The organism is Sphingomonas sp. NPDC079357, assembly GCF_044901155.1.
Lineage (GTDB): Bacteria > Pseudomonadota > Alphaproteobacteria > Sphingomonadales > Sphingomonadaceae > Sphingomonas.
In genome coordinates this window covers 102,361-115,247 of record NZ_JBJDOM010000009.1, presented here as the reverse complement: position 1 = coordinate 115,247, position 12,887 = coordinate 102,361, and the positions used below count along the sequence as shown (strand labels likewise).

Here is a 12,887-nt window from a genome sequence, read left to right as displayed (position 1 = left end):
TCCCGCTATCCCTAGCGAAAGACCGCTGTCCGTCCATGTGGCGACCAACAAAACCGCGCCTCAGTAGGTGCGCCCCGTCGGTGAACAGCCCTCTAATAGGGGTCGCAGAAACGGTCAAGCGATTCGATGACACTTTTTTTGCCCGACGACGACGAATGTGCGTCAGCGTCGGCGCTGCGACCCGCAATCGGGGTGATAGCGGGCTGATCGAGGTGACTTCAGGGAACGGCGTGACGCAACCACCCATTGGTCGCGCTCCCCCTTGTTTCCAGGAGCTTGCCTTCATAACCAATCGCCCCGCCCCGCCCTATCCCGAGCAGCAACAGTCGATGCCCGGCATTACCGCTGCGATGAACCCGCGCCCCGACCATGGCGAAACCAGCTATGTCGGCATGGCCGTCTGATCGAGCGCAAGGCCTTGATTACCGGTGGTGACAGTGGGATCGGCCGGGCGGTCGCGCTGGCGTACGCACGCGAGGGAGCCGATGTCGCGATCGCCTATCTCGACGAGCACAAAGATGCCGCGGAGACGAAGCAACTCATCGAGAGCGCCGGACGACAAGCGCTGCTGATCGCCGGCGACATCAGCGATCCGGCTCATGCCCGGGCGGTGATCGATCAGACCGTTGCGGCGTTCGGAAGAATCGACGTGCTGGTCAACAATGCCGCCCATCAGGCCAGCTTACAGTCGCTGGCGGACATCTCCGACAAGGGGTGGCAGTTGACCTTCGCGGTCAACATTCACGCGATGTTCTATCTTTCCAAGGCCGCGCTGCCGCACCTGCGCGCCGGCTCATCGATCATCAACACCACGTCGATCAACGCCGACAGCCCGAACGAACAGTTGCTCGCCTATGCAACCACCAAGGGCGCGATTCACAACTTCACTGCCGGGCTCGCCCAGATGCTCGCGGAACAGAGGATAAGGGTGAACGCGGTGGCGCCGGGTCTGGTATGGACCCCGCTGATTCCCTCGACGATGCCGCCCGAGAAGGTGAAGACCTTCGGCAGCAACACGCCGCTCGACCGCGCTGCTCAGCCGGCCGAACTCGCGCCGCCCTATGTCATGCTCGCCAGCGACGAAGCGAGCTACATACCGGCGCGACCGTGCCGGTCACGGGGGGCCGTCCCTTCCTCTGAGTCGCGCGCGTCGCACGGGAGGGGCGCTTCTGCTATCGGCCGCGCATGCCGATCCGTTCCCCGATCCGCGCGGCGCTGGCGCTGCTGTTTCTGTGTCTCCCTCTGTCGGCCGCTGCCCAGGGGAACGAGGTTAGCCCGGCGACACGGCTGGTGCGGGCAGAGGCGGATGTCCGCGCGGTCGACCGTGCGCTGGACTTGCGCATCGACGATGACGCGCGCGGTGCGCTGCGTGAACGGATCATTGCGGCGCGTGTCGCTGCCACCGCCGCGACCGCGGACCTCGCCGAGCAACTCGCGCTCGTCGATGCGCGGCTGGCCGGGCTCGGCCCCGCCGGCAGCGCCGAAGCCGCCGACCTCCGCGCGCAACGCCAACGGCTGTCGCGTCAGCACATGCTGCTCGACTCGAGCGTGAAGCGTGGGCGGCTGGTCGGGGTCGAGGCGCAGCAACTTGCCGACGAACTCGACCAGAGCGTCGCCGAACGCTTCAGCCAGACGATCACTGCGCGTAGCCCGTCGCCCGTGCTGCCGGGCTTCTGGGTGGCAGTCGTCGATGCCCTGCCACGCGACCTGCGGCGGACCGAAAGCTATCTGGCCAATGGCCTGGATGCGATTGCGCGAAGCCGCGAGCGTCTGTGGCCCGCGGTGCTCGGGCTGTTCGCCGCACTGGCGATCGGCTTTCCGGTCCGCGCCGCGGCGCTGCAACTGGGGCAGCGCTTCCTGATTGAGGACGCGCCAGGACACCGCGTGCGGCGCTCCGCCGCTGCGATCTGGCGCGTGTTGATCGGCACCTTAATACCGTTTCTCGCCATTGCCGTACTGATGGCGGGCCTGCGCTGGGCGCGACTGTTGCCCGCTTCGTGGGAAGCGGCTGCCGACGCGCTGACCGTGGCGACGACCTACGCCTGTTTCGCCTCTGCGGTTACGGGGGCGTTGTTGATGCGCAAACAGCCGAGTTGGCGGGTGGCACCGATCGCAGACGATGTGGCTGTCGAGTTGCGGCCGTATAGCTGGCTGCTCGCCGTAACTGCCTTCGTGAGCTACATGCTGGAAGCGCTGAACGGCGCGATCGGCACCAGCCCGGCGGCGCAGAGCGCGACGCATGTCGCGGAAATCATTTTACATCTTGCGCTGCTCGCCGGAGCGCTGCTCGCAGTGGGGCGGCTGCGGGCGAACCGTGCGGAGGAAGCGGCGACTGCGCCGACCCGCGCCGGGCTGGGGGCGGTGGCGCTGTTTGCGTGGTTGCTGGCGCTCGCGACGCTGGCGGCGCTGCTGGTCGGCTTCCTGGGTTTCGCATTGTTCGTCATGCAGTTGATCGGATGGAGCGTGGTACTCGCCGCGGCGACCTATCTGCTGATGGCGGCCGTCGACGATCTGGCGGTGACGATCTTCGCCCGCGACAGCGCGCTCGGTCGCGCGATGTCGCGTGGATTGGGACTGCGGGGCGCCGTCATCGACCAATTTGGCGTGCTGCTTTCCGGCGTGGTGCGCCTGACGCTGGCGATCCTCGCGCTCGGATTGTTCTTCGTTCCGTTCGGTGCCGGAAGCGGCATCAGCACGCTGACGGCGCGGCTCGTCCTGCTCGCGCAGGGCGTGCAGGTCGGCGGGATCTCGGTATCGCCGGGCGCGATCGTGCGCGGGATCGCGGTGCTGTTCATCGGGCTGACACTGGTGCGCGCATTCCGCCGCTGGCTGGAGGACAAATATCTGCCGGCCACCGATCTCGACGGATCGGCGCGCAATTCCGTGGGGCTGGTGGCCCGCTACGTCGGCGTCGCGCTGGCGGTGATCTGGGCGCTCGCCTCGCTCGGGATCGGGGTGGAGCGGATCGCGCTGTTGCTGTCGGCGCTGTCGGTCGGGATCGGCTTCGGGCTGCAGGCGATCACGTCCAACTTCGTGTCCGGCTTGATCCTGCTGGCCGAGCGGCCGATCAAGATCGGGGACTGGATCCGCGTCGGCACCGACGAGGGCGACGTCAAGCGGATCAGCGTTCGCTCGACCGAGATCGCGCTGCCCGATCATTCAACATTGATCGTCCCCAATTCCGAACTCATCACCAAATCGGTGCTCAACAAGACGCTGGCCGGGCCGCTGGGTCGCATCCAGGTCCAGTTTTCGGTGCCGCTCGACGCGGATGCCGACCGGGTGAGCACGATCGTCGGCGAAACCTTCGCCGCCGAAGTCGACGTGCTCGACGATCCCGCGCCCAAGGTCTTCATCGATTCGATCGTCGACGGCCGAATCTTCTTCAACTGCTTCGCCCATGTCGCCTCGCCGCGCGTCGCCTATGCGACGCGGAGTGCGGTGTTGACGATCTTGCTGCGGCGCTTCCGCAGGGAAAACATCGACATAGGCACAATGCCGCAGCGAATGGAGCTTATCGATCATAAGGAAAGACCGGATTAGGGCCTTGCTAAGTTTTCACCCGTAATGCCAGACACGGGGAACTGAACGCGGGGGAAATGGTGCTGGGGAGGAGATGCCGGCGACTTTATTGCTGGTATGCCGGATTGGGCGCTGATCCGCGGCTCGCCGTCGCGCAGCTGGTTGCGCTCCAGCGTCAACTGCCTTTCCTCTATGCATTATTGCTCGTCAATTCGGTGGCGATCGTCGTCACGCACCATGTCGTCGCCCCGTTCACGTTGAGCACGATCATCCCCGCGGCGCTTTTCGCGCTCAGCAGCGTGCGGCTGGTGCATTGGTGGCGGCGCGGCCGGCTGATCCCGCAACCGACACCGGGCGACGCGCGTCGCCGGCTGCGCTTCATCACGACGCTCGGTCCGGTCATCGCGCTCGCGTACGGCCTGTGGTCATTCGCCTTGCTCGATTACGGGGATGCGATCCAGCAGGCGCATGTGATGATCTACGTCACGACGACCGCGATCGGCTGCATCTTCTGCCTGGGCGCGCTGCCACAGGCCGCGTTGCTCGTCGGGTTGATCGTCATCCCTGCCTTCATCAGCGCCTGTCTGGTACGACAGGACATGACCTACACCATCATCGCGGCGGACGTCGCGCTGGTGCTGACGGTGCTGCTGCGCGTGCTGTTCAACGGCTTCGACAATTTCCGCCAGCAGGTGATCTCGCAGACCCGGCTCAAACGGCAGCATGACGAGCTGATCCGGCTGAACCACGACAACGAGCGCCTCGCCCGAACCGACAGTCTGACCAATCTGCCCAACCGTCGCCGCTTCCACGATGATCTTGCCGATCTGGTCGCCAGCGGCGAGGCCGGCCCGTTCACGGTCGGGCTGCTCGACCTCGATCGTTTCAAGCCGGTCAACGATACGTTCGGCCATCATGTCGGCGACATCCTGCTGGTGCAAATGGCCGAGCGGCTGCACGCCCTGCTCACCGCCGGTGCAACGCTGTACCGTCTGGGGGGTGACGAGTTCGGCCTGCTCGTTTCCGGCAACGCCCGCACCGCGGCGGCGGTGGGCGAGCGGCTGTGCGCGGCGCTGGCCGAGCCGTTCACGATTGCCGAACTGACCGTCACGGTCGGAGGCTCGCTGGGGATCGCCACCTTCCCCGACGCCGGGCGCGTGGCGACCGAATTGTTCGACCGCGCCGATTACGCACTCTACCATGCCAAGCGTGTCCAGGGCGGTGGACTGTGCGTCTTCACGCACGATCTGGAAACCGCGATCCGTCGCGATCGGGCGATCGAGGCGGCCTTGCAGGCGTGCGTCTTCGACGAGGAACTGCACGTCTACGGCCAGCCGATCGTCGGCGCGCGCACCGGGCAGGTCGAGGCGATCGAATTGCTTGCACGCTGGCGCAGCCCGCTGGTCGGTGACGTTTCCCCCAGCGACTTCATCACGATCGCCGAACGCTCGACGCTGATCCACGGGATCACGCTGGCGATGTTCCGCAAGGGATTGGCGGCGGCGCGGCTACTGCCGCCGGACGTCGCCTTATCCTTCAACATGTCGGCATGCGACCTGCACTCGCCCGCAACGCTGGCGGCGATCGAGCATGAGGTGTTCGCCTCCGGTGTCTCACCGAGGCGGATCTGGATCGAAGTGACCGAAACCGCGGTCATGCGCGATCCGGCCAGCGCAGCGCGCGTCCTGCAACGCCTGCGGCGGCTGGGGATGAAGGTGGCGCTCGACGATTTCGGCACCGGCCATTCCAGCCTGAGCAATCTGCACCAGCTGCCGCTCGACAAGGTCAAGATCGACCGCAGCTTCATCAACGATCTCCAGGCGCAACGCGGCTGGGCAGTGGTGGAGGCGATGGTCGGCCTGTGTCGCGCGCTGTCGCTGGAATGTGTCGCCGAGGGGGTCCAGTCACCCGACCAGCTCGAAACGCTGCTGCGGATGGGGTGCGAGCATATGCAGGGCTTCCTCTTCGGCGAGCCGCTGCCCGTGGCAATGCTTCCCGAAGCGGTGCGAATCATCGGGCGCCGCGCCGCCGCCTGACCGGGCCTCGTTGCCCTAGGAGCATGTTTCCGTGCTAGCGCGGAACGCATATGCCCCGCGCTCTTCACGCCAACCATCGGCTGCTCGCCGCCTTTTCGCTCGCCCATGCCGGGGCGGTGATCGGCTATCTGCCGTTCCTGTCGCTGCTGCTGCCGCTCAAGATCGATCGGCTGGCCGGCGAGGCACGGATCGGCTGGTTGACGGTGGCGGTGGTGATGGGCGCAGCGACCGCCAGCGGCGCGAACATCCTGTTCGGCTGGCTCAGCGATCGGTCGGTGGCGCGCGGCGGCGGGCGGCGCGGTTGGATCGCGGGCGGGCTGGTGGCGCTGTTGCTCAGTTATGCCGCGATCGCACTGTCGGCGCGGCCGGCGGTACTGATCGCGGCGGTGCTGGCGTTCCAATGCGCGGTCAACGCCGTGCTCGCGCCGATGATGGCGATCATGGCCGACGAGATTCCCGACGAACAGCGCGGACTGGCCGGTGGACTGCTGGCGATCGGGCCACCGGCGGCGGGGGCGGTCTCGGCGTTTCTGGTCGCCGATGCGGGGCGGAGTGAGGCGGCGCAACTGGCGCTGATCGCCGGCTTGACGATCGCGGCGGTGTTGCCGCTGCTGCTCGTTCGTCGACCACCTGTATCCGCCGCACCGCCCCAACCCACCGCAGCGCCTGCGCATCGCTTGTGGGTCGCCAGCATCGCGCGGCTGCTGGTGCAACTCGCCGGGGGCGCTTTGTCCCTGTATCTTCTATATTATTTCCAGAGCATCGTCGGCAGCGTGCCGCGCCCGACGCTTGCCGCGCGCGTCGGCACGCTGCTGACGATCAGCTACATCCTGCCGCTACCCGTGGCGGTGCTCGCCGGGCGGCTGTCGGATCAGGCGGCGCGGCGCACGCCGTTTCTGGTCGGGGCGGCGGTGGCCGCGACATTCGGGCTATTGGCGATGGCGGTGGTCGCGCATCCGGTGGCAGGGGCGATCGGCTTCGTTACCTATTCGGTGGCAGCGGCAGTGTTCCTCGCACTGCATCAGGCGTTCGCGGTGCGGCTGCTCCCCGATCCGCGCCATCGCGGGCGCGATCTCGGGCTCATCAACCTGTCGAACACCGTGCCGTCGCTGCTCGGGCCGCTGCTGACCTGGGCGCTGGCGACGCCGGGCAATTTCACGACGCTGCTGCTGGTGCTTGCCGCGCTGACGCTGGCGGGGGGAGCGCTGATCCTGCCGCTGCGGAGCGGACGCGGGTAGCGGGCGGCAAGCCTAGCGCCCGAGCGCCTCGACCAGCACCTGCACCTTGCGCTGGCGCCATTGCGGGGTCGGCGCGACCAACCAATAGCCCATGCGCGACGGCTGCGCCTCACCCACCACCACGACCCGCCCGGCGGCGATGTCGCGCGCCGCGAGCATTTCCGGCACCGTTGCGCGGCCGAGACCAGCAGCGGCGGCGTCGATCGCCAGCCCGGCGTCGCCGACCCGCACCTGGCCCGCGCTGTCCGGCTCGGGCGCGCCCGGCCACAGGATCGCGGTATCCGCAGCCCCCGCGACGCGCGCGACCGTCACCAGCCCCTCGCTCTCGATCGCCTCGCCTTCGTGCGTGCCCGGCCCCTCGCCCCAGCGGATCGCGAGATCGAGGTTGGCCTCGGTAAAGTCCATCCCCTCGTCCGCGGCGACCAGCACGAAGCGCAAGTCCGGGTCGGCGGCCGCGATTTCCGCCAGCCGCGGCAGCAGCCACTTCTCGGTCACGTCGCGCGGGGCCGCGATCGTCAGCGACTTGGACGATTGCCCGGCCTGCATCGCGCGCACCGCTTCCTCGAATTCGAGAAACGCCTGGCGCAGCGGCGCGAGCCCGGCCTCACCCTCCGGGGTCAGCTCCAGACCCTTGGTGGTGCGGCGGAACAGGACGACGCCCAGCGTATCCTCGAGCGCGCGGATCTGCTGCCCGACCGCGGCGGGCGTAACCGCCAGTTCGTCGGCGGCGCGGGTGAAGGACAGATGGCGCGCGGCGGCGTCGAGCACGCGCAGGCCGTTGAGCGGCAGATGGGTGCGCTTCACCGCCCTACTCCGCCACCGCCGGCGCGTGGAGCGCGAAGCGCGGGATCGCGACGTCGAAGACGCGCCCGTCCTCGCCGACCATGCGATAGCTGCCCTGCATCGCCCCGCTCGGCGTCGAAAGCGGGCAGCCGGAGACATAGTCGTAGCTGCCCTCGGGACGGATCACCGGCTGTTCGCCGACCACACCCTCGCCCTCGACGGTGTGGCGCGCACCGCCGCCATCGGTGATGATCCAGTGCCGGGTCAGAAGTTGCACCGCGCCCGCGCCATCGTTCTCGATGCGGATATGATAGGCCCAGAACCACCGCCCGCGCGCCGGTTCGGACTGTTCGGCAAGATAGCTGACCGAGACGCGGACCGTGACCTCCTCGGTCGTGGCGGCGTCGGTGAACAACGCCTCCATGCCGATGGCGGTGCTCACAAGCCGACCTGCGCCAGCGCGCGGTCGAGATCGTCGATCAGGTCCTGCGGATCCTCGAGCCCGACGTTGAGGCGCAGCAGCCCCTCGGTGACGCCCATCTCGGCGCGTGCCTCCGCCGACACGCCGTAGTGGGTGGTCGAGGCGGGGTGCGTCATCAGCGAGCGCGAGTCGCCGATGTTGTTCGAGATGTCGATCAGTTCCAGCGCATTGAGCAGCGCGTGCGCCTGCGCACGATCGGCGACCTCGAACGCGAAGATGCCGCCGACCGCGCTCATCTGCGACATCGCAAGTTCGTGCTGCGGGTGGCTCGGCAGGCCGGGATGGAGGATGCGCGGCACGCGCGCTTCGAGGAAGCGGCCGACCGCGAGCGCATTCTCGGACTGGCGGCGGATGCGCAGGTCGAGCGTTTCGAGACCCTTGAGCACCACCCAGGCGTTGAAGGCGCTGAGCGTCGGGCCGGTGTTGCGCGTGAACGGCAGCAGCGTGTTGTCGATGAAGTCCTGCGTCCCGCACACCGCCCCGGCGAGCACGCGGCCCTGCCCGTCCATCATCTTGGTCGCGGAATAGGCGGTGACGTCGGCGCCGAATTCCATCGGCCGCTGAAGCGCGGGGGTGGCGAAGGCATTGTCGACGACGCTGGTGATCCCGCGCTCACGCGCGATTCCACACACCGCGCGCAGATCGACAACGTCCATGGTCGGGTTGGCGGGCGTCTCGAAGAAGAACACCTTGGTATTGGGACGCACCGCATCCTCGAACGCCTGCGGATCGCGCGCGTCGACGGTGGTGGTCTGGATGCCGAACTTGGGGAGCAAGGTATCGACCAGCCAGCGGCACGAGCCGAACGCCGCGCGCCCCGCGACGACGTGATCGCCCTGTTGCAGCTGGCACAGCAGCACCGCGGTCATCGCCGCCATGCCGGTCGCCATCGTGCGGCACGCCTCGGCGCCCTCCAGCAACGCGATCCGCTGTTCGAGCATCTCGACGGTCGGATTCTGGAGTCGCGAATAGGTCATGCCGGTCTGTTCGCCGGCGAAGCGCGCCGCCGCATCCTCGGCGCGATCGTAACAATAGCCCGATGTCAGGAACATCGCTTCGGATGTTTCGCCATATTCCGACCGGGCGGTGCCGCCGCGAACCGCGAGGGTCGCAGGGCGCCAGTGCTGGGTGATCGACCGATCCTGTCCGCTGTGCCGCTTCATGCCTCCGCTTAGCCTCCGCGCGCCCGCCAGAACAAGTCAAACCGTCACCAGCGGGCTTGTCGCCGCCGCAAGCCTGTCGCAAGCCCGCGCGGGGCGTGGTGGAGGAAATGCGGCGGTGACGAGGGTGGGACGACAACAGGAAACGCCGCGGCTGATCGCGCTCGGCGTCGCCGTCTTCAGCTGGCTGATGTTCGTCTTCCGCCTGTCGGTGCCGGCCAAACCGGTGTTCGACGAGGTCCATTACCTGCCCGCCGCCCGCGCATTGCTCGCGCTGTCGGGCCCGACCAATATCGAACATCCGTTGCTGGCCAAGGAGTTGATCGCAGCCGGCATCCATCTGTTCGGCGACGTGCCGTTCGGGTGGCGTGTTGCCTCGACGCTGGCCGGGAGCGCGACGGTCGCGGGCGTCTTCGCGCTGACCCATTTGTTGACGCAACGGGTCCGGCCGGCGCTGCTCGCCACGGCCTTCGCGGTGCTCGGCTTCACGATCTACATCCAGGCGCGGATCGCGATGCTCGACACCTTCATGGTCGCGTTCCTGATCTGGGGCATCGTGTTGCTCAGTTCGGCGATCCGCGACGGCAGCGTCGCGCGGTGGAGCGCGGGCAGCGTGCTGATGGGGCTGGCCACCGCGTGCAAATGGACTGCCGCGCCGTATGTCGCCGCCGCGGGCGTCACCTTCCTGCTGATGCGGCGCGAGCGGCCGCAACGCTGGCCGGGGCTCGGCACCGTTCCGGCGCTCGCGCTGCTCGGCGGGCTGTCGATGGCGGCCTATTTCCTGACCTTCGCGCCCGCCTTCTTCTACGCCAACGACGCGCTGACGCTCCACACGCTGCCGCACTTTCAATGGGACATGTACCTGCGCCAGACGCAGAAGCTCCCGCCGCACACCTATCAATCAACCTGGTGGACGTGGCCGCTCCTGATCCGCCCCATCTGGTACCTTTACGAGCCCGTCGACGGCGCACAGCGCGGTATCCTGCTGCTGGGCAACCCGGCGGTGATGTGGGGCGGACTGGCCGCGGTGGCCGCCTGCTATCAGGCGTGGGTGCGGACGGGCGCGGCGCGACTGCTCGCACCCGCGGCGCTGTGGACCTTCTCGGTGGCGATCTTCGCGATCATCCCCAAGTCGCTGGGCTTCTATTATTATTACTATCCGTCGAGCGTGCTGCTGTGCGTCGCGCTGGCGGTGGCGATCGATCATCATCGCGCGGCCCTCGGGCGGTGGATCGAGCTGTTCCTGCTGCTGGTGTTTGCGCTGTGGCTGTATTTCCTGCCGGTGCTCAGCGCGCAGGCGCTGGCCAATCCGGCGGCATTCCATCGCTTTACGTGGTTCAATAGCTGGGTGTGAGGGCACTCTGACTACTCAGCGATATCGTCCCCAGGTAAATCGCGAAGAGAGCGCGTAATTCCACACCGCGCCGACCAACACGCCGAGCAGCGCCGACGCCGCCCACGCGCCTTGCCGCACGTCGTGGAGGAACGCCGCCACGCCGACGTTCGCTACCGCCCCAACCGAACAGACGAGGCAGAAGGCCACCCAGCCGTCGAGCAGCGCGCGTGCGCCGCGCAGGCGCCGATCGCGATAGGTCAGCGCATTGTTGAGGAAGAAGTTGAACGTCATCGCCGCAAAGGTCGCGACGATCTGCCCGGCCAGGAACGTCGTTCCCACAACGACATAGAGCAGCGACAGCACGCTCATATGCACGCCAGCGCCCAGCGCGCCGATCATCGAGAACATCGCGAAGCGCACCGGCACGACGCGCCCCAGCCGCCGGTCGTAGAGCGCGATCAGATATTCCATCGCCACGACGTGATCGAGCTTGCTCTCCCCGACCGCGCGCGTGCGGAAGACATAGGGCAGTTCGATGAAACGCAACGGGCGCGGCGATGCTCCGATGATGTCGAGCAGGATCTTGAAGCCGATCCCGCCCAGTTCCGGCACCAGCCCGCGCAGCACCTCGGTCCGGATCGCGAAGAAGCCGCTCATCGGGTCGCTCAGTTCGGTGCGCACCACCCGCGCGGCGATCCGCGTCGCCAGCGCCGATTTGGCGACGCGGTCGCGGTCCCATTCGCCGGTCCCGCCGCCCGCGACGAAGCGCGAGCCGATCGCGAGGTCGAGGGTCGGATCGTCGCGGAGCGCGGCAAGCATCGCCGGCAGCAACGTCTCGTCATGCTGGAGGTCGCCGTCCATGATCGCGACGATCGGCGCGGCGGTGGCGCACATCCCCTCGATACATGCGCTCGACAGCCCGCGCCGGCCGATCCGCTGGATTACCCGCACGCGCGGGTCGTGGAGCGCGAGGTCGCGCGCGGTCTGGGCGGTGCCGTCGGGGCTGTCGTCGTCGACGAACAGCACTTCCCAATCGAGCCCGTCGAGCGCCGCCGCCAGCCGCGCCACCACCGCCGCGACGTTGCCGCGCTCGTTGAAGGTCGGAACGACAACCGCGAGGTCGAGCATCAGTCCTTACCTACCATCCCGGCGAACGCCGGAGGCCAGTTGGGAGTCCTTCGTGGCAAGACGCAGCGTTCGACCAACACGGCCTTCCCAGCTGGACCCCGGCGTTCGCCGGGGCGGTAAAAGGAAGTTAGAGCGCCGCCAGCACCGCGTCGCCCATCGCCCGCGTCGTCGCGGTGCCGCCGAGATCGGGGGTCCGCACGCCGGTCGCCAGCGCCGCCGACACCGCCGCCTCGATCCGGTCCGCCGCCGCGCCGGCATCGAGCGAGTGGCGCAGCATCATCGCCGCCGAGAGGATCGCCGCGCACGGATTGGCCTTGCCCTGCCCGGCGATGTCGGGCGCGGAGCCGTGGATCGGCTCGTACAGCCCCTTGCCCTGCGCATCGAGCGACGCCGAGGGCAGCATCCCGATCGAGCCGACGCACATGCTCGCCTGATCGGAGAGGATGTCGCCGAACAGATTGCCCGTGACGATCGTGTCGAACGCGCCGGGGTTGCGGACGAGCTGCATTGCGGCATTGTCGACGTACATGTGGGACAATTCGACGTGCGGATAGTCAGCGGCGACCTCGATCACCACGTCGCGCCACAATTGCGAGGTCTCGAGCACATTGGCCTTGTCGACCGAGCAGAGCTTGCCGCGCCGCTTCGCCGCGGTCTGGAATCCGACATGCGCGATCCGGCGGACCTCGCTTTCGTCGTAGCGCATCAGGTCGTGACCTTCGCGCAGTCCTGCCTCGGTGGTGCCGCGGCCCTTCGCGCCGAAATAGACGTCGCCGTTCAGCTCGCGGACGATCACCAGATCGATCGCGTTCGCGACCTCGGGCTTGAGCGTCGAGGCGTCTTCCAGCCCGGCGAACATTTTGGCGGGGCGGAGATTGGCGAAGGTCGTCAGGTTCTTGCGCAGCCCTAGGATCGCCTGTTCGGGACGCAGCGCGCGTTCGAGCGAATCGAACTCCGGATCGCCGACCGCGCCGAACAGCACCGCGTCGGCGCGCGTGGCGAGCGCCAGCGTCGCCTCGGGGAGCGGATGGCCGCTGGCGCGATAACCCGCGCCGCCGACCGGCGCATCCTCGAACACCAGCCCGAGATCGAGCGCGTCGAGCACGCGCCGCGCCTCGGCGGTCACTTCGGGGCCGATCCCGTCGCCGGGCAGGATTGCGATGAGCTTGCCGTGTGTCATGGCCGCACCGCATGGCGCGCCCG

General features: G+C 67.9%; 9 protein-coding genes and 1 pseudogene. 5 read left to right on the top strand and 5 right to left on the bottom strand.

Annotation, left to right across the window (positions count from 1 at the left end; all coding sequences use genetic code 11):
* Nucleotides 1-284 precede the first annotated feature (284 nt).
* The 4 genes and pseudogenes from ACI2JO_RS18370 to ACI2JO_RS18355 all read left to right on the top strand — a co-directional run bounded on the left by ACI2JO_RS18370 (nucleotide 285) and on the right by ACI2JO_RS18355 (nucleotide 6,796).
* Nucleotides 285-1,140 (top strand): annotated as a pseudogene (locus ACI2JO_RS18370) (SDR family oxidoreductase).
* A gap of 45 nt (nucleotides 1,141-1,185) precedes the next feature.
* Complete coding sequence (locus ACI2JO_RS18365) at nucleotides 1,186-3,543, top strand: DUF3772 domain-containing protein (RefSeq protein ID WP_404722049.1); 2,358 nt, start codon at nucleotides 1,186-1,188, stop codon at nucleotides 3,541-3,543.
* A gap of 104 nt (nucleotides 3,544-3,647) precedes the next feature.
* Complete coding sequence (locus ACI2JO_RS18360) at nucleotides 3,648-5,558, top strand: putative bifunctional diguanylate cyclase/phosphodiesterase (protein ID WP_404722048.1); 1,911 nt, start codon at nucleotides 3,648-3,650, stop codon at nucleotides 5,556-5,558.
* 50 nt (nucleotides 5,559-5,608) lie between these two features.
* Nucleotides 5,609-6,796 (top strand): MFS transporter, encoded by a 1,188-nt coding sequence (locus ACI2JO_RS18355; RefSeq protein WP_404722047.1) that lies wholly within the window; start codon nucleotides 5,609-5,611, stop codon nucleotides 6,794-6,796.
* Between the two features lie 12 nt (nucleotides 6,797-6,808).
* On the opposite strand, the gene ACI2JO_RS18350 is transcribed toward ACI2JO_RS18355, so the two are convergent.
* The 3 genes from ACI2JO_RS18350 to ACI2JO_RS18340 are packed head-to-tail and all read right to left on the bottom strand — an operon-like array spanning nucleotide 6,809 to nucleotide 9,223.
* Nucleotides 6,809-7,600 carry a LysR family transcriptional regulator gene (locus tag ACI2JO_RS18350; protein WP_404722046.1) on the bottom strand — a complete coding sequence of 264 codons (792 nt, stop codon included), beginning with the start codon at nucleotides 7,598-7,600 and terminating at the stop codon, nucleotides 6,809-6,811.
* Nucleotides 7,601-7,604: 4 nt separating this feature from the next.
* Nucleotides 7,605-8,003 carry a Co2+/Mg2+ efflux protein ApaG gene (apaG, locus tag ACI2JO_RS18345; RefSeq protein ID WP_404722054.1) on the bottom strand — a complete coding sequence of 133 codons (399 nt, stop codon included), beginning with the start codon at nucleotides 8,001-8,003 and terminating at the stop codon, nucleotides 7,605-7,607.
* A 14-nt stretch (nucleotides 8,004-8,017) separates the two neighbouring features.
* Nucleotides 8,018-9,223 carry a trans-sulfuration enzyme family protein gene (locus ACI2JO_RS18340; RefSeq protein ID WP_404722045.1) on the bottom strand — a complete coding sequence of 402 codons (1,206 nt, stop codon included), beginning with the start codon at nucleotides 9,221-9,223 and terminating at the stop codon, nucleotides 8,018-8,020.
* A 115-nt stretch (nucleotides 9,224-9,338) separates the two neighbouring features.
* Between ACI2JO_RS18340 and ACI2JO_RS18335 the strand changes: the two genes are divergently transcribed.
* Entirely contained in the window at nucleotides 9,339-10,574 is a 1,236-nt protein-coding gene (locus ACI2JO_RS18335; RefSeq protein ID WP_404722044.1) for a glycosyltransferase family 39 protein, read from the top strand.
* 15 nt (nucleotides 10,575-10,589) lie between these two features.
* Here the strand turns inward: ACI2JO_RS18335 and ACI2JO_RS18330 are convergent, their stop codons facing one another.
* Both ACI2JO_RS18330 and leuB read right to left on the bottom strand, forming a co-directional pair.
* Nucleotides 10,590-11,684: a glycosyltransferase gene (locus ACI2JO_RS18330; protein WP_404722043.1), complete on the bottom strand. Its 1,095-nt coding sequence runs from the start codon at nucleotides 11,682-11,684 to the stop codon at nucleotides 10,590-10,592.
* Between the two features lie 127 nt (nucleotides 11,685-11,811).
* Entirely contained in the window at nucleotides 11,812-12,864 is a 1,053-nt protein-coding gene (gene leuB / locus ACI2JO_RS18325; RefSeq protein WP_404722042.1) for a 3-isopropylmalate dehydrogenase, read from the bottom strand.
* Between the last annotated feature and the right edge of the window lie 23 nt (nucleotides 12,865-12,887).